This is a genomic window from Acidocella sp. MX-AZ03 (assembly GCF_027626035.1).
Classification (GTDB): domain Bacteria; phylum Pseudomonadota; class Alphaproteobacteria; order Acetobacterales; family Acetobacteraceae; genus Acidocella; species Acidocella facilis.
In genome coordinates, this window is record NZ_CP110774.1 from 332,160 (window position 1) to 351,707 (window position 19,548).

A 19,548-nucleotide genomic window follows, 5' to 3' on the forward strand; every position below is an offset into this window, starting at 1 on the left:
GGTCCTCATGAAAATTCTCGGCATTTCCGGCAGCCTGCGCACCGGTTCCTGGAACACCAGCGCCCTGCACGCCGCAGCCGAATTGCTGCCGGAGCATCACCTCGGCATCGCCGAAATTGGCGATCTGCCGCTGATGAACCAGGACCTCGAAAAAGACGGCACTTTTCCCCCGGAAGTCGAGCGCCTGCGCCAGGAGATCCGCGGCGCCGATGCCATCCTCTTCGCCACCCCGGAATATAACGCCTCCATCCCCGCGCCGCTGAAAAACGCCATCGACTGGGGCTCGCGCGGCGGCAATGTCTGGGCCGGCAAGCCCGCCGCCATCATCGGCGTTTCCCCGGGCGCGCTGGGCACCGCCCGCGGCCAGTACCCGCTGCGCCAGACTTTGGGCGTGCTCAACCTGCATCTGCTCGGCCAGCCGGAGGTTTTCATCGGCGGCGCCGGCGCGAAATTCCAGGACGGCAAACTCACTGACGAACCTACCCGCGCCTTCCTGGCGAAAATGCTGGAGGCATTCATCACCTTCGCGGCGAAAGTGAACCAGGCCTGATCACCCCGCCCCCCTCGCCAGATAATGGCGTGGCGGCACCCCCAGGCAGCGCTTGAACATGGCGGTGAAGGCGGCCGGATTGTCATAGCCCAGCTCCAGCGCCACGCTGGTGACACTCTGCCCGGCGGCCAGCCGGGGCAGGGCGGCATGCAGGCAGGCCTGCTGGCGCCAGGCGGCGAAGCTCAAACCCGTCTCGTGGCGAAACAGCCGGGTGAAGCTGCGCCGGCTCACCCCCAACGCCGCCGCCCAGTCCTCGATCGTCGCATGCGGCGTCGGCGCGCTCAGAAATCCCTGGCAGCGCGCCAGCAAAGCCGGGTGGCGCACCGGCATCGGCAAACCCAAGGGCAGGGCGGGCAGGTGCCGCAGCTCATGCAGCAGCAGACTCATCAACGCCCCGGCCCGGCTATCCTGGTCATACTCCGCCGGCAGCTCCAGCGCCTCGCGCATCAGCCCCTGCACGAAAGGCGGGATCGCCATCACCTGGCAATCGGCCGGCATGGAGGTGATCGCCTCCGGCTCCAGATACAGGCTGCGAATCTGCACCTGGCCCAGCATCCGCACCGCATGGTCGGTGCCCGCCGGCAACCAGATGCCCTGCTGCGGCGGGATCATCCAACTCCCGCCCTTGGTGGTGACAATCACCGTCCCCGCCGCGCCGAACAAAAGCTGGTGGCGCCGGTGCCGGTGCATGGGAATGGCAAACCCATCGACATAATTTGTGCCCAGCGCCAGCAAGGGCCGCGCGACATCGTCAAGAAGTTCAACCCGGCTATTCCAGACCATGGCCCACTCGCGTAAATTTTCGGCCCGCCTGCGGTTGTGGGCCTGCCATCCTTCCCTTAAGTCTCATCCCTCTCACACGCAATAATATGTCGCCGCGAAACGCGAGCGGCACGGGATGCAAAGCTATGAGTGACGTCATCAGCGCGCCGCAGCGCCCAGCCGGCACCGCCAGCACGGTGCTGGGCGCGGTCAGTGTCTGCCATTTTCTGAATGATCTGGTGCAATCGCTGCTGCCGGCGATCTACCCGATCCTGAAAGGCGGCTTCAACCTGAATTTCGGCCAGATCGGCGCGTTGACGCTGACCTACCAGATCACCGCCTCGCTGCTGCAGCCGCTCGTCGGGCTGTTCACGGACAAAAAGCCGCTACCCTTTTCGCTCCCGGTCGGCATGGCCTTCTCGATGTCCGGCCTGCTCACCCTGGCCTACGCGCCCGGCTATGGCATTCTGCTGCTGGGGCGAGCCTGATGGGCGTCGGCTCCTCCATCTTCCACCCGGAAGCCTCGCGCATCGCGCGCCTGGCCTCGGGCGGGCGGCATGGGCTGGCGCAATCAGTGTTCCAGGTCGGCGGCAATTTCGGCCAGTCGATCGGCCCGCTGCTCGCCGCCTTCATCATCCTGCCGCATGGCCGCGCCAGCCTGGCCTGGTTCGCCCTGGTGGCGCTCGGGGCGATCGTGCTGCTCACCGGCCTTGGCCAATGGTACCGTACCCAGGGCCATGCCAAACGCGCGCCACGCCGCGCCGCCAGCGCCCCGGCGCTGCCCCGCCAGCAGGTGATCACCGCCCTGGTCGTGCTGCTGGCGCTGATGTTCTCGAAATTCTTCTACATCGCCAGCTTCACCTCTTATTATATCTTCTATCTGATGCAGCGCTTTCATCTGGGGGTGCAGGAAGCGCAGGTGGATCTGTTCATCTTCATGGCGGCCGCCGCCATCGGCACTGTCATCGGCGGCCCGGTGGGTGACAAAATCGGCCGCAAGCTCGTCATCTGGGGCTCGATCCTGGGTGTCGCCCCCTTCGCGCTGGCGCTGCCTTATGTCGGGCTCAATCTTACCCTGCTGCTCAGCGTCATCATCGGGCTGGTGCTCTCCTCCGCCTTCTCCTCCATCGTCGTCTATGCGCAGGAGCTGATGCCCGGGCGGATCGGCGCCGTCTCCGGCCTGTTCTTCGGCCTCGCCTTCGGCATGGGCGGCATCGGGGCGGCGGTGCTGGGCACGCTGGCGGACGCCATCGGCATCGTGAAGGTTTATGAAATCTGTGCCTTTCTGCCTTTGATCGGCCTCGCCGCCGCGTTCCTGCCGCATACGGGCGCTAAACACGCCGCATGAATCATTGGGGCGACTCGCGGGACTCGGCTATCCTGCGGGCCGGTTCAGCGGCGTGAAGGAGCAGAGGCATGACGGAGCAGGCGGCGAGAAAACCGTATTTCATCGTGCTCGGCAACGAGAAAGGCGGGTGCGGCAAGTCCACCACCTCGGTGCATGTCATCGTCTCGCTGCTGCGCGACGGCTATAAGGTCGGCGCCATGGATCTCGACGCCCGCCAGGGCACGCTGGCCGGCACGCTGGCCGCGCGCCAGGCCTTCGTCGAGGCCAAGGGCATTGCGCTGCCGCTGCCCGAATTCCGCCCGGTGCCGCGCTCGGAAGCCGATACCCGCGCCGAGATCGAGGAAGAAGAACGCAATAATTTCGACGAAGGCGTGGCCTCTCTGGTCGAGGCCGGCGCCGAGATCATCGTCGTCGACTGCCCGGGCACCGACAACTACCTCTCCCGCTACGGCCATTCCTTCGCGGACACGCTGATCACCCCGATCAATGACAGCTTCGTGGATTTCTCCATGCTGGCGAAGGTGGATGCGGATAATCACGACATCATCAAGCCCAGCATCTATTCCGAGATGGTCTGGGAAGCCCGCAAAACCCGCTTCAACCGCGACAAGGGCAAGATCGACTGGATCGTGATGCGCAACCGCCTGGCGGCGGTGGAGGCGCGCAACAAGCGCGATGTCGGCGAGACGCTGGAAACCCTGGCCAAGCGCATCGGCTTTCGCACGCTGAAGGGCTTTGGCGAGCGCGTGATCTTCCGTGAGCTGTACCTGCAAGGGCTGACGCTGATGGATGTGAAGGAAGCCAATATCGGCATCGCTTTGGGCCTCTCCCACATCGCGGCACGCAACGAGGTGCGCTCGGTCATCGGCGCGATCAAGCTGCCGCCGCCGCGCAAACCCGAGCCGCAAGCCGAGCTGGTCGCCTAAAAAATCCCCTAAAAAAGTAAAAGTTTTTGGTGCAGCTTTTTTCAAAAAGCTGCAAAAACCTTGGTTTTTTGGCAAAGACCGGCAACCCCCTTGCCAGCCCGCGCCCGATGTCCGAAGAGCGGCTCTCCGATGAGAGCCCCGACATGACACGCATATTCCTGGCCGGCGCCGGCCCGGGCGATCCCGATTTGCTGACGATGAAAACCGCCCGGCTGCTGCGCGAGGCGGAGGTGGTGCTGCATGACAGCCTGGTCGGCCCCGGCATATTGGCGCTGATCAATCCGGATGCCGAGCTGGTCGATGTCGGCAAACGCTGCGGCCGCGCCTCCGCCCCGCAGGCGGAAATCTGCCGGCTGCTGGTGGAATATGCCCAAACCGGCCGGAAGGTGGTGCGGCTGAAAGGCGGCGACCCGGTGATTTTCGGCCGCCTGACCGAGGAGATGGAGGCGCTGCGCGCCGCCGGCTTCAGCTTCGAGGTGGTGCCCGGCATCACCGCCGCCTCCGCCGCCGCCGCCGGGCTGGAGCTCTCCCTCACCCAGCGCCGCATCGCCCGCTCTTTGCACATCATCACCGGCCACGGCGCGGATGCCGGGTTGCCGGCGCATGATTGGGGCGCTTTGGCGCGCGCCGGTGGCAGCTTCGCCATCTATATGGGCAGCAAGCATCTGCCCGGCCTCGTCGAGAAATTGCTGGATGCCGGCATGGCCCCGGAGCTGCCGGCGCTTGCGGTGGAATCCGCCAGCCTGCCGGCGCAGCGCGTGCTGCGCGCGACATTGGCCAGCCTCGCCGGCGCGGTGGCGCGCGCCGCGCCCAGCGGCCCGGTTCTGGTGCTGGTCGGCGAGGCGCTGGGCTGACACGTCGCCCCGGGCGCCAAAGGTCGGCAACCGAACCTTAAGTTTCATTCATTATCACCGCCCCAAGCGCCCTTCGCGGGTGCCGCCGGGGCGGAGGTCCCGGCCGTTCCATTCCCGAGGGGCCGATATGAAGAACCAGCCGATCATCGTTAAATTCCTTGCCGTGCTCGGCGTGTTGGGGCTGGTCGCCCTTATCGCCACCGGCTTCGTCGCCACGCAGATCCGCACGGTCGCCGACCGGGGCGGGCAGATCAACGCCACGAGCATGCAGGCGGCTTTGGATGTCGCCAATGCCAACGGCGCCTTGCAGCGCCAGCACGCCGCGCTGGAATGGCTGCTGATCACGTTGGGCGCTGACGTCGACGCGCAGGCCAGCAAGGAAATCACCGACGCACGCGCGGTCTTCGACAATTCCATGACCCAGGCCGCTAACCTGGTTCCGGCGCAGGCCGATGCTCTGAACCAGCTGCGCCAACGTGGCGATGCCGCCTTTGATGCCAGCTGCGCCAAAGCGGAGCAGATGGGCAATGCCTCCACCACGCTGGCAGGTAACGAGGCGGCGCAGACAGAATTCAACCAGAATTGCGCCAGCGTCTTCCCGCCTTTGGCCCAGGACTTGCGGGCGGAACGCGATCAACTGACGCAGCTGGCAACCACGCAGCTGGACGCTGTGCAGCGCGGCGCCGCTTATACGATGTGGACGTCGCTCATCGGCATCGTGCTGGCCCTCGCCGCCGTGGCCATCGGCTCCTATTTCGCCATCGCCGCCTGGGTCTCCAACCCGCTGACCCGCCTGCGTGACGCGATGGCGCGCCTCTCCGGTGGGGATCTCGCGGCCGAGGTGCCGGAGATGGGCCGCAAGGACGAGGTCGGGCAGATGGCCGGCGCCGTCATGGTCTTCAAGCAGGCCGGGCTGGAGAAGCAGCGTGTCGAGGAAGAGGCGCGCCGCACCGCCGCCACCGCCGAGGCCGAACGCGCCCAGGCCGCCGCCGCCCGCGAACAGGCCGCCGCGATGCTGGCGAAGGTGGTGGAAAGCCTGGCCGATGGGCTGGAGCGCCTCTCCGTGGGCGACCTGATGTTCCGGATCGATCAGCAATTCTCCGACGAATATGAAAAACTGCGGACCGATTTCAACAAGGCGGTGGCGACGCTGCAGCAGACCATGCAGCAGATTGCCGCCAACGCCCAGGGCGTGCGCGCCAGCGCCGGCGAGATCACCCAAAGCTCGGACGACCTCGCCCGCCGCACCGAGCAGCAGGCCGCCAGCCTGGAAGAAACCGCCGCGGCGCTGGAAGAGATCACCGCCACCGTGCGTAAATCCTCCGAAGGCGCCAACGAGGCCCGCGGTGTGGTGAACGAGGCGAAACTGGATGCCGAGCGCTCCGGGCTGGTGGTCGGCGAGACCGTCACCGCGATGGGCGGGATCGAGGAATCCTCCAAGAAGATTTCCAACATCATCGGCGTCATCGACGAAATCGCCTTCCAGACCAATCTGCTGGCGCTGAATGCCGGGGTCGAGGCGGCGCGTGCCGGCGATGCCGGGCGGGGCTTCGCCGTGGTCGCCACCGAGGTGCGGGCCCTGGCCCAGCGCTCGGCCGATGCGGCGAAGGAGATCAAGACCCTGATCAACGCCTCCGGCGCGCAGGTTCAGGTCGGGGTGCGGCTGGTGAATGAAACCGGCCAGGCGCTTACCCGCATCGTCGAACAGGTGGCGCGGCTGAATGTGTTGGTGACCGATATCGCCGGCTCCGCCCAGGAACAGGCGACAGGCCTGGCCGAGGTGAACAGCGCGGTCAACCAGATGGACCAGGTGACGCAGCAAAATGCCGCGATGGTCGAGGAAAGCACCGCCGCCAGCCACTCCCTCGCCGCCGAGGCGGACGAGCTGGCCCGGCTGGTGAACCAGTTCAAGATCGGCGATGTGCCGGCCAGCGCGCCCGCCGCGCATGCCCGCCCGGCGCCGGCCAAGCCGAAGGCGGCCCGCCCGGCGCCCAAGCACACCGCCCCGGCGCCCCGGGCCAGCGCGCCCGCAGCCGCGCCGATGCAGCCGCAACCCGCCGGCGCGGATGATTGGGACGAATTCTGATCCAGTCCCCGTAACCAAACATGAATGATTGGCAGCGAAGGTCGAGACCATGACAGACGAGATCGAATTGCCGGCGGTGATGGATCTGGTGGCCGCCCCCGCCTTGCAGGAGATGTTCCTGCAACGGCGCGGCCAGGATGTCTGCCTCAACGGCGCCCAGGTGCAGCGTCTAGGCGGGCAATGCCTGCAGGTGCTGCTGGCCGCCCGCCTCGCCTGGGCGGCGGAGGACCATAGCCTGACTCTGCATAGCCCGTCCGAGGATCTCATCACCTCGCTGGAGCTGATGGGGCTGAAACCTGACGATCTGACGCACCAGGCCAACGATATTTGCGGGGAACCGAAACCATGAGCATGACCATTTTGACCGTCGATGATTCCCGCGCGATGCGGGACATGTTGCGACATTCCCTGGTGGCGGCGGGATTCCGCGTCATCCAGGCGGAGGACGGGCTGCACGGGCTGGAGATTCTGGCCTCCGAATCCCCGGATGTCATCGTGACCGATATCAATATGCCGCGCATGGACGGGTTCGGCTTCATCCAGGCCGTGCGCCAAGACGAGGCCCGCCGCGCCACCCCGGTGCTGGTGCTCACCACCGAGGTGGATATCGAAAAGAAGAACCGCGCGCGTGAGGCCGGCGCCACCGGCTGGATCGTGAAGCCCTTCGACCCGAGAAGCTGGTGGATGCGATCCGCCGCGTCGCCGCCTGAGCCTCAAGGAGGGCCGCATGGAAGACCCGTTAGCCGCAATCCGAGATACGTTTTTCCAGGAATGCGAGGAGCAGCTCGCAGAACTGGAAACCGGGCTGATCGCCATGGAGAATGGCACCGCCGAAGCCGAAACGGTGAATGCCGTATTCCGCGCCGTGCATTCGATGAAGGGCGGGGCGGGCATTTTCGCGCTCGACGCGCTGGTGCGCTTTGCGCATGTGTTCGAGACCGCGCTGGACAAGGTCCGCTCCGGCCTGCTGGTAGCCTCGCCGCCGGTGGTCGCGGTGTTCCTGCGCGCGGCGGATATTCTGGCGGATCTCGTCCGCGCCGCGCGTGATGGCGGCAGCGTGGACGAAGCCCGCATCGCCGCCGTGACGGGGAATTCAACCAGATCGACCAGGCCGGCGCCGCGCCGGAGTCCGCATCCACGCCCCCCAGCAGCCCAGCGCCGGAAGCCGCCGGGCATTGGGAGATATTGTTCACCCCGCACCCGGCGCTTTATGCCAAGGCCAATGAAGCCGCCTTGCTGTTGCGCGAGCTGAAAAGGTTGGGCGAAACGCAGGTGACGCTGGATGACAGCGAACTGCCGGAACTGCAAGAGCTGGACCCGGAAGGTGCCTATCTCTCCTGGCGCATTCTTCTGAACAGCGATTGCAGCAAGGAAGAAATTGCCGATCTCTTTGAATTTGTCGAGGATGATTGCCGGCTCAGCATCACCCGGCACGATGCCGGGCCAGAAGGCGCCACCGCCCCGGCCACGGATGAATCCGGCTTCGCACCCGGCACGGTGATCACCGGCGATAACGGCTTCTGCTTCGAATTCTTCCCGCCTTCCGAGCCGCAGGATGAGGCGCCGGAGGAGCCCGCGCCCCGGCCGTGCCAGAAGCCGCGCCCCCCGCGCGGCTCCCCCGCCCCCAAACCCGCCGCGCCGCCCGAACCTGGCCCCGCCAACCCGGCGGTGCAGGCCATGGCCGCCAAGGCCGAGGCCGCGAATGCCGTCGGCGCCACCATCCGTGTCGATCTCGACCGGGTGGATCGCATGATCGATCTGGTCGGCGAGCTTGTCATCAATGAGGCGATGCTGAGCCAGCGAGTGCTGGAAGCCGGCATCGCGCGCTCCTCCGGCGTGGCCATGGCGTTGGAAGAGCTTGAGCATCTGACCCGTGAAATCCAGGATAGCGTGATGGCCATCCGCGCCCAGCCGGTGCGCTCGGTGTTCCAGCGCATGCCGCGCCTGGTGCGCGAAGTGGCGGCGATGACCAACAAGCAGGTCAAGCTGGTCACCGAAGGCGAGGCGACGGAGGTTGATAAAACCGTCATCGAACGCATCGCCGATCCGCTGACCCATATGATCCGCAACGCCATCGATCATGGGCTGGAACCCACAGAGGCGCGGCTTGCCGCCGGCAAGCCGGCCGAGGGCACGGTACGGCTGACCGCCGTGCATCGTTCCGGGCGCATCGTGCTGGAAGTCGCCGATGATGGCGGTGGCATCAACCGCGCCCGCGTGCGCCAGAAGGCGATCGAAAATGGCGTGATCACCGCGGATGCCCAGCTCAGCGATGAAGAGATCGATAATCTCATCTTCCTGCCAGGGTTTTCCACGGCGGCGAAAGTTTCCGATATTTCCGGCCGCGGCGTCGGCATGGATGTGGTGCGCCAATCCATCCAGGCGTTGGGCGGCAGGATTTCGATTTCCTCCCGGCCCGGCCAGGGCTCGACCTTTACCCTCTCGCTGCCGCTGACTCTGGCGGTGCTGGATGGCATGGTCGTTTCCGCCCAGGGCAACACGCTGATCATCCCGCTCGGCGCCATCATGGAAACGCTGAAGCCCCGTGCCAAGGATGTGTTCCCGCTGGATGGGGATCTCAACATGCTGGCCCTGCGCGGCGGCTATGTGCCGGTGGTCGATGTCGCGTTTTGCCTTGGCTACAGCACGAAACATGCCGACCCGGAACAGAGCGTGGCGCTGTTGGTGGAAGGCGAGGGCGGCGCGCGCGCGGTGCTGATGGTGGATGCGATCCACGGCCAGCGCCAGGTCGTCATCAAGAGTCTGGAGGCCAATTATCGCGCCGTGCCCGGCGTCGCCGCGGCGACGGTGATGGGAGATGGGCGGGTGGCGTTGATTGTCGATGTGGATGCGGTGGTGGTGAATGCCGGCGCCGACATGAATCGCAATTCCGCCGAGATGAAGGCGCTTGAATTGAGCGGGAGGGCGGCATGAGCGATGTTTTGGAGCGTCTGGGCGAAGGGCGCGAATTGATTGCCTTTCGTGTTGGCCGGCAGGAATTCTGCATCAATGTGATGATGGTGCGCGAAATTCGCGGCTGGACCGCGGCCACCACCCTGCCGCGCGCGCCGCGTTATGTGAAGGGCGTCATCAATCTGCGCGGCGCGGTGCTGCCGATTGTCGATCTCGCCACCCGGCTCGGCATGCCGGGCACGGAGCCGACGGCGCGCAATGTCATCATCGTGGTCCAGCTGGCGCAGCGCCAGATCGGAATTCTCGTCGATGCGGTCTCGGATATTCTCACCGCTAACGATAATCTCATCCAGACGGTGCCGGATGTGACATCGGATCTGGTGAAAGGCTTCGTCAAGGGCTTGTTGCCAATGGATGGGCGCATGGTGAGCCTGATCACGCTGGACGACGTGCTGCCGGCGGATGAGCTGGAGGCGGCCTGATGGCCCAGCTCACCGCCACAGCCAAAGTTTTGGTGGAGAACAGCGAATTTCGCTTTACCGCGGCCGATCTGGAGCTGATCTCCCGGCTGATGATGCAGGAAACCGGCATCACCCTCTCCACCGCGAAGGCCAATCTGGTCTATTCCCGCCTCGCCAAGCGCGTGCGCAAGCTCGGCCTGCCCGGCTTCGCGGAATATTGCGCGCTGGTGGAGGCGCCGGAGGGTAAACAGGAACGGCGCGAGCTGGTCGCCGCCTTGACCACCAATGTGACGCGGTTTTTCCGCGAACCGCATCATTTCGAGCATATGCGCACGAAGATGCTGCCCGGGTTGATCCGGCGTGCCCGGGCGGGCGAGAAAATCCGGCTTTGGTCGGCCGCTTGCTCCTCCGGGCCGGAGCCCTATTCGATGGCGCTGACCCTGCTGCAGGAGATGCCGGACGCGCCGCGTTTCGATATCCGCATCCTGGCCTCTGATATCGACCAGAATGTTCTCGCCACCGCCATGGCGGGCATTTACGAGGACTCCCAGCTGGAACCGGTGCCGCCGGCTTTGCGGCAAGCCTGGTTCAAACCGGTGAGCAATGGCAGGGAGCATTATCAGGCCGCCCCCGAGCTGCGCCAACTCATCAGCTTCAAGCCGCTGAATCTCATTGGCCAATGGCCGATGAAAGGCAAGTTCCAGATTATTTTCTGCCGCAATGTCGTGATCTATTTCGATAACCCGACTCAGGAACGGATCTGGTCGCGCTTCACGCCATTACTGGAAGATGCAGGCGCGCTCTATATCGGTCATTCCGAACGTGTTTCGGGCGCGGCGGAGCAGCTTCTGGTCAGTGATGGCGTGACCATCTACCGCAAACGCGCTGGAGGCGCCAGGACATGAGTATTCGTGTCATCGTCGTGGATGATTCCGCCACCATGCGCGGCCTCATCACCGCAACGCTGCGATCGGACCCGCAGATCGAAGTTGTCGGCCAGGCGGGTGATCCGCTGGAGGCGCGGCAAATGATCAAGCAGCTCGCCCCGGATGTGATCACGCTGGATATCGAAATGCCGAACATGGACGGTATTTCCTTCCTGGATAAAATCATGCGGTTGCGGCCGACACCGGTGGTGATGGTCTCCACCCTTACCCAGGCCGGGGCGGATGTGAATCTGCGTGCCCTGGAAATCGGTGCCTTTGATTGCGTGGCCAAGCCCTCCTCCTACGCGCCGGATAGTTTCCGGCTGCTGGCGGAAAAGGTGAAGGCGGCGGCGCAATCGGGGCGGCGGCGCCGGCCCTTGCGCGAAGCCGCGTTCAGCCCGGTGCAGAATTACGATCCGGACGGCAAGATCGTCGCGATCGGCTCCTCCACCGGCGGGGTCGAGGCGTTGATCGAGATTTTTTCGAAATTCCCGGCCAATTGCCCGCCCACTTTGGTCAGCCAGCACATGCCGCCCAGCTTCACCCGCAGCTTCGCCGCCAGGCTGGATAAATTATGCCGCCCGCAGGCCCGCGAGGCGGAACCGGGTATGCGGCTGGAGACAGGCCATATCTATCTCTGCCCTGGCGATCACCATATGGAAATCTCCGGGCGCAGCCAGTTCACCTTGCAGCTCAGCCAGGCGGACAAGGTCAATGGCCATCGCCCCTCGGTGGATGTGATGTTCAATTCCGTCGCGAAGCAAGCCGGGGCGCAGGCGGTCGGGGTGATCCTCACCGGCCTCGGCAATGACGGGGCGGAGGGGCTGCTGGCGATGCGCCGGGCCGGCGCCGAGACGCTGGGGCAGGATGCGGCGAGCTGCGTCGTCTATGGCATGCCGCGTGTGGCCTATGAGCTGGGGGCGGTGGCCAAGCAATGCCCGCTCGACAAAATCGGCGGGCAGATCCTTGCCCTGACCAATACCCGGCAAAGGAGCTCCGTCGCATGAGTCTCTCCAATCTCTCCTCGCCCGCCGGGCGGGAGAAGCGGATCAATATCGTTCAGGGCTTTCATCATGTGGATAACGACCCCAACGCGGTGCTGACCACCATTCTCGGCTCCTGCATCGCGGCCTGCATCTGGGATCCGGCGGCAAAGGTCGGGGGCATGAACCATTTCCTTCTGCCCGGCGATGCCAATGCCCGCACCCCGGCACCGCGTAGCGACGCGCAGCGCTACGGCGTCAATCTGATGGAGCTGCTGATCAACGATCTTTTGCGCATGGGCGCCCATAAGCCCCGCATGAAGGCGAAGCTGTTTGGCGGTGCGGCGATGATCAAGGGGCTGACCGATATCGGCGCCCTCAATGCCAGCTTTGCCGAGGCGTTTCTGCGCGAGGAGGGCATCGAGCTGGTCGGGGGCAGCCTGCGCGGCGTGCATGGGCGGCGCATCCAGTTCTGGCCGGTTGGCGGGCGCGCCCGCCAGGCGCTGCTGCAGAAGGAGACGGAATCGATCATGCGCGAAGAAACCACGCGCCAACCGGTTCTGCGCTCCGGCGCTGGACAGGTGGAATTGTTCTGAACGGATCGGTCACCCCGGCAGGCCTGCACAGCGCCGGGGGAGACGCAAAGCTGAAGCATAGGAGTGGTATGATGACGAATTTTAATTCCCAAGCCGCTGACCACCATACCCCCCTGCGCTCCATCCTTACCGCCATCGGTGAGGAATTTCGGGAGCTTGGGCATTTTACCGATAGTTTTCAGCTCAGCCTCAGCCCGGCCGTGCGCCGCCTGGCGCTGGACCCTGAATGTCACCGCGATGTGCAGTCCCTGGACCTGCTCTCCCAGCGGCTGGCGGCACTTTCGGGCTATATTCTCGATATCAGCGCGATGCTGCCTGATGATCTGGCGGTGGATTCGCGCAACGCGCTCTCCTCGATCCGGCTGGCCGAGCTGCAATACCGGCTGAAAGGCGCGCCCGTGCCGCTGGATCAGGGCCATCTCTCGGGCGAGCTGGAGCTGTTCTAAACCCCGTCCACCAAATTTTAACCCGTTCGCCCTAGGCTGAAATTGCCGGCGGGTGGCCGGTCAAAAACCCGAAAACCTCCAAACCCGAGCCAACGCAAGCGAGAGATCATGTCCCATCAGGCCGAATATAAAGCCAATGAGCATCGCGCGGAGTTCCTCTCCGTCCGCTTAGGCGCGCAGGAATTCGCGTTCGATATCCGTTCCATCCGGGAAATCCGCGGCTGGATCGCCTCCACCCACCTGCCTTACGCGCCGCATTTCATCAAAGGCATGATCAATCTGCGCGGCAGTGTGCTGGTGGTGGTGGATCTGGCGGAACGGCTCGGCCTCTCCGCCGCGGAGCCGGGGCAGCCTCCGTGGTGGTGGTGGTGGAGCATCAGGGCCGCGCCGCCGGGCTGCTGGTGGATGCGGTGTGCGATATCATCACCGTCACCGATGAAATGCGCCAGCGCACCCCCGATACTGGCAGCGAGATGCCGCGCGAATTCATCCAGGGGCTGGTGATGATGGATAACCGCATCATCTCCATCCTCGCCATTGGCAGTCTGATCCCGGAGGAGAGCGTGCAGCAAATGGCCGAAAGGGCCGCCGCCTGAACCGCAGCCACGCGCGCATAAAAAAACCGCCCGAAAGGGCGGTTTTTTGTCTCGGCGGTTTTTGTTGGGCAAAAGGAGCGGTTCAGTCCGCCGCCAGCGCCATCTGCTTGCGCGCCAAGGACTGGCTGACATAGCCTTCCACCGCCTCGCTCACCTTCTCCGCATGGTTGGCGAAGACATGGTCAGCGCCCTCGAACACGCGGTAATCGATGGCCACACCTTTCTGCTGGTTCAGCTTATCGACCAGCTTGCGCACGGAATTCTCCGGCACCAGCTCATCCGCGTCGCCATGGATGATCAGCCCGCCAGTGGGGCAGGGGGCGAGGAAGCCGAAATCATAGCCGGCGGCCGGCAGCGCCACCGAGACCCAGCCGGAGACTTCCGGGCGGCGCATCAGCAGCTGCATGCCGACGAAGGCGCCGAAGGAATAGCCGGAGATCCACAGCCCGCCATGGCCAGGGTTCAACGCCTGCATCCAGTCCAAAGCCGCCGCGGCATCGTTGATCTCGCCCATGCCGCCATCAAACTTGCTCTGGCTGCGGCCAACGCCACGGAAATTGAAGCGCATCACGGAGAAGCCCAGGCGCTGGAACACCTGGTACATCGTATAGGTGATGCGGTTATTCATGGTGCCGCCATGCAGCGGGTGGGGGTGCAGAACCAGGGCCAGCGGGGCGCCACGCTCTTTCGCATGGTGATAACGACCCTCTAGACGGCCCTCCGGGCCAGCAAACATCACTTCAGGCATACTCGAACTCGTCTTTCATCGTTTGGCAGCCCCGATCCTCGAAGCCTTCCCCGGCTGGAAACCGTAAAGAAAAGCGTGACGCACCAGGGGTGGCACAGAGTGTGGACAGGATTTTCTACAGCTTGTCCGCTGCGCGGAAAATAACTCTCCCTGCTAACCGTATTAATTGACCAGGAAGGCTTTGATACCTAAATGCTCCTTCAAGGTCGTGACTAAGGTTACGGATGTCTCTCAACATCTAAAATCGTCTCAGGCTTTTCAATATAGACTGCTTCCCGGCTGTTTATCCACGGAAATTCGCATGCCTTTCATGTTTTTGCGCGAGACTGCCCGAGCCTACCGCGAGCGCGACCCCGCCGCGCGCTCCATGCTGGAGGTTTGGCTCTGCTATCCTGGATTGCATGCGGTGGTGATGCATCGGCTCGCCCACGCGGTCTGGAGGGCGGGTTTCATCACGCTCGGGCGCTGGCTCTCGCATCTCGGACGCTTCCTCACCGGCATCGAAATCCATCCGGGGGCGACCATCGGCCAGCGCCTGGTGATCGATCACGGCATGGGGGTGGTGATCGGCGAGACCGCCGAAATCGGCGATGATGTCTATATTTATCATCAGGTTACGCTAGGCGGCACCAGCAGCGCGCAAGGCAAGCGCCACCCGACCATCGGCAATAATGTCATCATCGGCGCCGGTGCGAAGGTGCTGGGCGCGATCACAGTGGGGGAGGGGGCGCGCATCGGCGCCAACGCGGTGGTCGTGGCCCCGGTGCCGGCGGGCACCACGGTTGTGGGCATCCCCGCCCGGCCGGTGGAGCGCGAGGCCCGCAAGCCGCGTTTCGACGCCTATGGCACGCCCTGCGATCCCTGCATCGACCCGCTGTTTCATGAAATCGAGCTGCTGCGCACTGAGCTGACGGCGCTGGAAGCTCGGCTGCAGGTGCACGAGCGGCAGGATGAGCGGCTGTAAACCGGTAAGATGATCTATCTTGACGCGAATGCCACCGAGCCGCTGCGCCCGCAGGCCCGCGCCGCGGCGCTGGCGGCGATGGAGACCGGCGGCAACCCCGCCTCCGTGCACCAGGCCGGCCGCGCCGCGCGCAAAATCCTGGAAGAAGCCCGCGAGCGGGTGGCTTCATTCTGCGCCGCCCGCCCGGCGGACGTGATCTTCTGCGCCGGCGCGACGGAGGCCAACGCCCTGGCCCTCCACGCGCTGGGCCGCGACCGCCCGATCCTGATCGGCGCCACTGAGCATGACGCCATCCGCGCCGCCGCCCCCCACGCCGAAATCATCCCGGTGCAGCCGGACGGCCAGATGGATCTCGCCGCGCTGAAATCCCTGCTCGCCGCCCATCCCGGCGCCCTGGTCTGCCTGATGGCGGCGAATAACGAGACCGGCGTGCTGCACGACATCGCCGCCGCCGCCGCCCTTTGCGCCGAGGCCGGGGCGCTGCTGCATGTGGATGCGGTGCAGGCCATTGGCCGCTGCAACCAGGGCTGGCTGGCCCTGGGGGCCGCCAGCCTCGCCCTTTCCGGCCATAAATTCGGCGGCCCGCCCGGGGCGGGGGCGCTGGTGGTGCGGGAAAATCTGGAAATCCGGGCGCTGATCAAAGGCGGCGGCCAGGAGCTGGGAAGGCGCGGCGGCACCCCGGCGCTGCCCGCCATCGCCGGCCTCGCCGCTGCTTTGGGCGCCCCGTACGACGCCGCGCAGATCGCCGGCTGGCGCGATGAGATCGAACAGGCCGCCCTGGCGGCGGGGGCGGTTGCCATCGGCGCCGGGGCGCCGCGCCTGCCCAACACCATCTGCCTCGCTCTGCCCGGCGTGCGCGCCGAAACCCAGCTGATCGGGCTGGACATGGCGGGCATCTGCGTCTCCGCCGGCTCCGCCTGCTCCTCGGGCAAGGTCACCGCCAGCCATGTGCTGCTGGCGATGGGGCAGGGGGATCTCGCCGGCCAAGCCATCCGCGTCTCTCTGCCCTGGAATGCCGATGTTGAAATGGTGCGCGCCTTCCAGGCGGCCTATGAGCCCATGGCACGCCGCGCCTTGCGGAAAACCGCCCAATCGGCGTAAGCACCGCCGAAGCGAATTCAAGGATATTTCATGCCGAAAATGACTTTCATCGAGCGAGACGGCAGCAGCCGCGAGGTCGAGGCCCCGGTCGGGCTGTCGGTGCTGGAAGTGGCGCATAAGCATGGCGTCGACATCGAAGGCGCCTGCGAGGGCTCGCTCGCCTGCTCGACCTGCCACGTGATCGTGGACCCGGACTGGTTCGGGAAGCTGAAAGGCCCGTCCGAGGACGAGGAAGATATGCTGGACCTCGCCTTCGGTTTGGAAAAGACCTCGCGCCTGGGCTGCCAGATCGTGATGTCCGAGGCGCTGGACGGCTTGGTGGTCAAGCTCCCTTCCGCCACCCGGAATGCCGGCAAATGAGCGCGGGGATGGTGGGGCGGCCGCGCTCCAAAAAGAGCTAATATGAAAGTCGTGGTCGCCATGTCCGGCGGCGTCGATAGCTCGGTCGTGGCCGGGCTGATGGCGCGCGAGGGGCACGAGGTGATCGGCGTCACGCTGCAGCTCTACGACCATGGGGCGGCGGTGGGGCGCAAGGGCGCGTGCTGTGCCGGGCAGGATATCAGCGATGCCAAGCGCGTCGCGGATAGACTCGGCATCGCCCATTACGTGATCGACAGCGAAACCCGCTTCAAGCAGAGCGTTATGGCCGCCTTCGCGGATTCCTATGCGGATGGCCAGACCCCGGTGCCGTGCATCGCCTGCAACCAGCATCTGAAATTCGGCGATCTGCTGGACATGGCCAAGGATCTCGGCGCCGACGCGTTGGCCACCGGCCATTATGTCCGCCGTTTGGACGGCCCTAACGGCGCGGAAATGCACAAGGCGGTGGATGAAACCCGCGACCAGAGCTGGTTCCTCTTCGCCACCACCCAGGCGCAGCTGGAATTCTGCCGCTTCCCGCTCGGCGGCTACGCCTCCAAGGCGCAGGTGCGCGAAATCGCCGCCGAAATGGGCCTCGCCGTCGCCGAGAAGGCCGACAGCCAGGATATCTGCTTCGTCCCCACCGGCAGCTACGACAAGATCGTGGAAAAATTCCGCCCGGACGCGCTGTCCGAGGGCGAGGTGGTGGCCGAGGATGGCCGCGTGCTGGGTACCCATCAGGGCATCGCCCGCTACACGATCGGCCAGGCCAAGCGCCTGCCGGACAAGGCCGCCCATATGGTGGTGAAAGCCATTGAGCCCGGCACCAGGCGCATCATCGTCGGCCCGCGCGGCAGCCAGAGCCGCATCGTCAAATTGCGGGACGTGAACTGGCTGACCGCGCCGGGCGCATTGCGCGCCTCGGTGAAGCTGCGCGCCCGCGACAGTTTGCACCCGGCCAGCATCCGCCCGGATGGCAGCGGGGCCGTGCTGGAGCTGGACGAGCCGGCGATTGCCGCCCCGGCCAGGCGGCGGTGTTCTATGAAGGTTCGCGCATCCTGGGCGGCGGCTTCATCGCGGCCTGAATCGCAGCGCTTCGAATATCATCGTAGCGCTGCGAAATCGGCGTCGCGTTACAAAATCAGCAGCACCAGGATCACGATCAGCAGCAGCCCGAAGCCGCCGCCATAGTAAATCCCGCCGGTGCCGACGAACAGCCCGCCATGCAGGCCAAAGCCGCCGCCCAGCAGCAGCAGGATGAGCAGAATGATGAGCAAGGCGCGCATGAATAACTCCTCGACGGACATAAATCGTGATCCGGATATAAGGAGGTGACGCCCGCATCACCGCTGGCTTGCGGGGTTTTCATGAATGTCTCATCGTCGCGCGGGGTTTCGATTTTATTGCGTAATTAACCGGTTCCGCTACAATCTTGGGTATAGGCCGTCAAAAACCGGCCTTCTGGCGCGCGAACACGGGATGCAGCATGTCGAACTCGAGCTATAATTCGCTGATCACCACGGGCGAGACCCTCACGGTCACCTCGCCTTACGTCGTCGCGACCAACCTGACCTTCGAGAATACCGGCACGGTCGATGGCGTGCTGCTCTTCACCCGCGCCGGGCTGGTGGCCGGCACGGCGGATATCAACGGCACCATCATGACCGTGGCGAGTTTCGGCGGCGGCACCGTCGCCAATATGCGTCCCGGCGCTTATGCCGGCATCGCCGGGGATGAGATCGTCATCCAGTCGATCGACAGCCTGTTCAGCACTCTGGACGTCGCCGGCACCGACAATGCCAGCTTCGGCTATCAGGCCACCTTGGCCGCACTCAGCGGCTACCATGCCACGATCGACAATGGCACGGTGGGGATGGTCGCCGAAAACGCGTTCACGCTGGATGCCAATGAGAAGCTGGTTCTGGACGAGATCGCGCTGGGCCTGTTCGGCAGCGTCGCCAATCAGGCGAGCCTGGATATCGCCTTCGCCCCGCGCGCGAATCCGGCCAGCAATCTCAACAACCCGTTCATCGATGCGGTGATCACGGCCGAGCAGGTGGTGAATCCCTGCTTTGCCGAAGGCACGCTGATCCTGACCACGCGCGGCGAGGTACGGGTGGAGGCGCTGCGGGTGGGGGATTGCGTCATCACGCCCGAGGGCGGCGAGGAGGAGATTATCTGGATCGGCCGGCGGGCGGTGACGCTGGAGGGGGCGGCAAGGCCAGAGGCGCTGCGCCCGGTCATCATCGAGCCCGGCGCGCTGGAGGAGGGGGTGCCATCCCGGCGCCTCTGCCTCTCGCCGGATCATGCCTTGTATCTGGAAGGGGTGCTGGTGCCGGCGAAAATGCTGATCAACTGGAATTCCATCCGTCAGGATCAGAGTGTTTCGCGGGTGGTTTATTATCATATCGAGCTGACGGCGCATGGCGCCTTGTTTGCCGAGGGCTGCGCGGTGGAATCCTTCCTGGATACCGGCCATCGGAGCATGTTCGACAATGCGGACAAGACGATGGCGGTGCTGCCGGCGGAGATGCAGCGCCGGCGCGAGCTGGAGAGTTTCGCGCCGCTTTGCCTGGAGGGGGAGGGGCTGGCGCAGATCCGTGCCCGCATCGCTGCCCGCCAGCCGGGCCTGAAACTGGCTTAAAGAGCAAAAGTTTTTGGGGGTGTGGGGACTTTTTTCAAAAAGTCCCCACAAACGTTTGGGGCGGTGGCACCGGCGTTGCCACTGCCCCAGACGTTTTGCAGCCCTTTTTGAAAAAAGGGCTGCACCCCAAAAACTTTTAAAAATTAGGCGATAGCTGGGCTTGCGCGAAGCGTACCTGGCGCGGCCCTTGTTCGTGGTGGGTAATCGCCACAATCGTCGTCCCCGGCAGACGCGCCCGCAGCGCGCCGCGGATCTCCCCGCCAGCCCCACATCCAGGGCCGAGG

Annotated in this window: 21 protein-coding genes and 3 pseudogenes; 21 read left to right on the forward strand and 3 right to left on the reverse strand. The window is 65.0% G+C overall.

Annotated features, from left to right (window positions below; genetic code table 11):
- Positions 1 to 7 precede the first annotated feature (7 nt).
- Positions 8 to 550 carry an NADPH-dependent FMN reductase gene (locus GT370_RS01860; protein ID WP_008493517.1) on the forward strand — a complete coding sequence of 181 codons (543 nt, stop codon included), beginning with the start codon at positions 8 to 10 and terminating at the stop codon, positions 548 to 550.
- Here GT370_RS01860 and GT370_RS01865 read toward each other — a convergent pair whose 3' ends face one another.
- Positions 551 to 1,333, reverse strand: a complete 783-nt coding sequence (locus GT370_RS01865; RefSeq protein ID WP_008493516.1) for an AraC family transcriptional regulator — start codon at positions 1,331 to 1,333, stop codon at positions 551 to 553.
- Between the two features lie 125 nt (positions 1,334 to 1,458).
- Here GT370_RS01865 and GT370_RS20675 point away from each other — a divergent pair, with 125 nt between their 5' ends.
- The 15 genes and pseudogenes from GT370_RS20675 to GT370_RS20680 all read left to right on the forward strand — a co-directional run bounded on the left by GT370_RS20675 (position 1,459) and on the right by GT370_RS20680 (position 13,447).
- Entirely contained in the window at positions 1,459 to 1,800 is a 342-nt protein-coding gene (locus tag GT370_RS20675; protein ID WP_333490004.1) for an MFS transporter, read from the forward strand.
- The gene (locus GT370_RS01870; protein ID WP_333490005.1) at positions 1,800 to 2,660 is read left to right on the forward strand and encodes an MFS transporter; all 861 of its coding nucleotides are present in this window, start codon (positions 1,800 to 1,802) and stop codon (positions 2,658 to 2,660) included. Before GT370_RS20675 ends, GT370_RS01870 begins: the two co-directional genes overlap by 1 nt.
- A gap of 68 nt (positions 2,661 to 2,728) precedes the next feature.
- On the forward strand, positions 2,729 to 3,586 hold the full coding sequence (locus GT370_RS01875; protein WP_008493514.1) for a division plane positioning ATPase MipZ: 858 nt from the start codon (positions 2,729 to 2,731) through the stop codon (positions 3,584 to 3,586).
- A gap of 107 nt (positions 3,587 to 3,693) precedes the next feature.
- On the forward strand, positions 3,694 to 4,440 hold the full coding sequence (gene cobA, locus GT370_RS01880; protein ID WP_240376555.1) for a uroporphyrinogen-III C-methyltransferase: 747 nt from the start codon (positions 3,694 to 3,696) through the stop codon (positions 4,438 to 4,440).
- Positions 4,441 to 4,567: 127 nt separating this feature from the next.
- Positions 4,568 to 6,526: a methyl-accepting chemotaxis protein gene (locus GT370_RS01885; protein ID WP_270183799.1), complete on the forward strand. Its 1,959-nt coding sequence runs from the start codon at positions 4,568 to 4,570 to the stop codon at positions 6,524 to 6,526.
- 49 nt (positions 6,527 to 6,575) lie between these two features.
- Positions 6,576 to 6,875, forward strand: a complete 300-nt coding sequence (locus GT370_RS01890; RefSeq protein ID WP_008493510.1) for an STAS domain-containing protein — start codon at positions 6,576 to 6,578, stop codon at positions 6,873 to 6,875.
- Positions 6,872 to 7,236, forward strand: a pseudogene (locus GT370_RS01895) (response regulator). The gene GT370_RS01890 and the pseudogene GT370_RS01895 overlap by 4 nt, the downstream one beginning before the upstream one ends.
- 17 nt (positions 7,237 to 7,253) lie before the next feature.
- Positions 7,254 to 7,778 carry an Hpt domain-containing protein gene (locus GT370_RS01900; RefSeq protein ID WP_270183800.1) on the forward strand — a complete coding sequence of 175 codons (525 nt, stop codon included), beginning with the start codon at positions 7,254 to 7,256 and terminating at the stop codon, positions 7,776 to 7,778.
- Positions 7,712 to 9,460: a chemotaxis protein CheA gene (locus GT370_RS01905; RefSeq protein WP_270183801.1), complete on the forward strand. Its 1,749-nt coding sequence runs from the start codon at positions 7,712 to 7,714 to the stop codon at positions 9,458 to 9,460. The genes GT370_RS01900 and GT370_RS01905 overlap by 67 nt, the downstream gene beginning before the upstream one ends.
- The gene (locus GT370_RS01910) at positions 9,457 to 9,921 is read left to right on the forward strand and encodes a chemotaxis protein CheW (protein ID WP_008493506.1); all 465 of its coding nucleotides are present in this window, start codon (positions 9,457 to 9,459) and stop codon (positions 9,919 to 9,921) included. The genes GT370_RS01905 and GT370_RS01910 overlap by 4 nt, the downstream gene beginning before the upstream one ends.
- Positions 9,921 to 10,805: a CheR family methyltransferase gene (locus tag GT370_RS01915; RefSeq protein ID WP_008493504.1), complete on the forward strand. Its 885-nt coding sequence runs from the start codon at positions 9,921 to 9,923 to the stop codon at positions 10,803 to 10,805. The genes GT370_RS01910 and GT370_RS01915 overlap by 1 nt, the downstream gene beginning before the upstream one ends.
- A complete protein-coding gene (locus tag GT370_RS01920) occupies positions 10,802 to 11,833 on the forward strand; it encodes a protein-glutamate methylesterase/protein-glutamine glutaminase (RefSeq protein WP_008493503.1) in 1,032 nt (343 codons plus the stop codon). The genes GT370_RS01915 and GT370_RS01920 overlap by 4 nt, the downstream gene beginning before the upstream one ends.
- A complete protein-coding gene (locus GT370_RS01925) occupies positions 11,830 to 12,405 on the forward strand; it encodes a chemotaxis protein CheD (protein ID WP_008493502.1) in 576 nt (191 codons plus the stop codon). The genes GT370_RS01920 and GT370_RS01925 overlap by 4 nt, the downstream gene beginning before the upstream one ends.
- 71 nt (positions 12,406 to 12,476) lie before the next feature.
- On the forward strand, positions 12,477 to 12,851 hold the full coding sequence (locus GT370_RS01930) for a hypothetical protein (RefSeq protein ID WP_144052676.1): 375 nt from the start codon (positions 12,477 to 12,479) through the stop codon (positions 12,849 to 12,851).
- A 108-nt stretch (positions 12,852 to 12,959) separates the two neighbouring features.
- Positions 12,960 to 13,447: pseudogene (locus GT370_RS20680) on the forward strand (chemotaxis protein CheW).
- 82 nt (positions 13,448 to 13,529) lie between these two features.
- On the opposite strand, the gene GT370_RS01940 reads toward GT370_RS20680, so the two are convergent.
- The gene (locus GT370_RS01940) at positions 13,530 to 14,195 is read right to left on the reverse strand and encodes an alpha/beta hydrolase (protein WP_008493499.1); all 666 of its coding nucleotides are present in this window, start codon (positions 14,193 to 14,195) and stop codon (positions 13,530 to 13,532) included.
- 301 nt (positions 14,196 to 14,496) lie between these two features.
- On the opposite strand from GT370_RS01940, the gene cysE reads away from it, so the two are divergent.
- From cysE to mnmA, 4 genes and pseudogenes are all read left to right on the forward strand, one after another.
- On the forward strand, positions 14,497 to 15,159 hold the full coding sequence (gene cysE / locus GT370_RS01945; protein ID WP_008493498.1) for a serine O-acetyltransferase: 663 nt from the start codon (positions 14,497 to 14,499) through the stop codon (positions 15,157 to 15,159).
- 9 nt (positions 15,160 to 15,168) lie between these two features.
- Positions 15,169 to 16,260 (forward strand): cysteine desulfurase family protein, encoded by a 1,092-nt coding sequence (locus GT370_RS01950; RefSeq protein ID WP_270183803.1) that lies wholly within the window; start codon positions 15,169 to 15,171, stop codon positions 16,258 to 16,260.
- A gap of 30 nt (positions 16,261 to 16,290) precedes the next feature.
- Positions 16,291 to 16,620, forward strand: coding sequence for a ferredoxin family 2Fe-2S iron-sulfur cluster binding protein (locus GT370_RS01955; RefSeq protein WP_008493495.1), 330 nt, complete (start codon positions 16,291 to 16,293; stop codon positions 16,618 to 16,620).
- A 42-nt stretch (positions 16,621 to 16,662) separates the two neighbouring features.
- Positions 16,663 to 17,705: pseudogene (gene mnmA / locus GT370_RS01960) on the forward strand (tRNA 2-thiouridine(34) synthase MnmA).
- 48 nt (positions 17,706 to 17,753) lie between these two features.
- On the opposite strand, the gene GT370_RS01965 reads toward mnmA, so the two are convergent.
- Positions 17,754 to 17,906 carry a DUF3309 domain-containing protein gene (locus tag GT370_RS01965; RefSeq protein WP_155992634.1) on the reverse strand — a complete coding sequence of 51 codons (153 nt, stop codon included), beginning with the start codon at positions 17,904 to 17,906 and terminating at the stop codon, positions 17,754 to 17,756.
- Positions 17,907 to 18,493: 587 nt separating this feature from the next.
- Here GT370_RS01965 and GT370_RS21135 point away from each other — a divergent pair.
- Positions 18,494 to 19,264, forward strand: a complete 771-nt coding sequence (locus tag GT370_RS21135) for a Hint domain-containing protein (RefSeq protein WP_442865524.1) — start codon at positions 18,494 to 18,496, stop codon at positions 19,262 to 19,264.
- Positions 19,265 to 19,548: the final 284 nt, after the last annotated feature.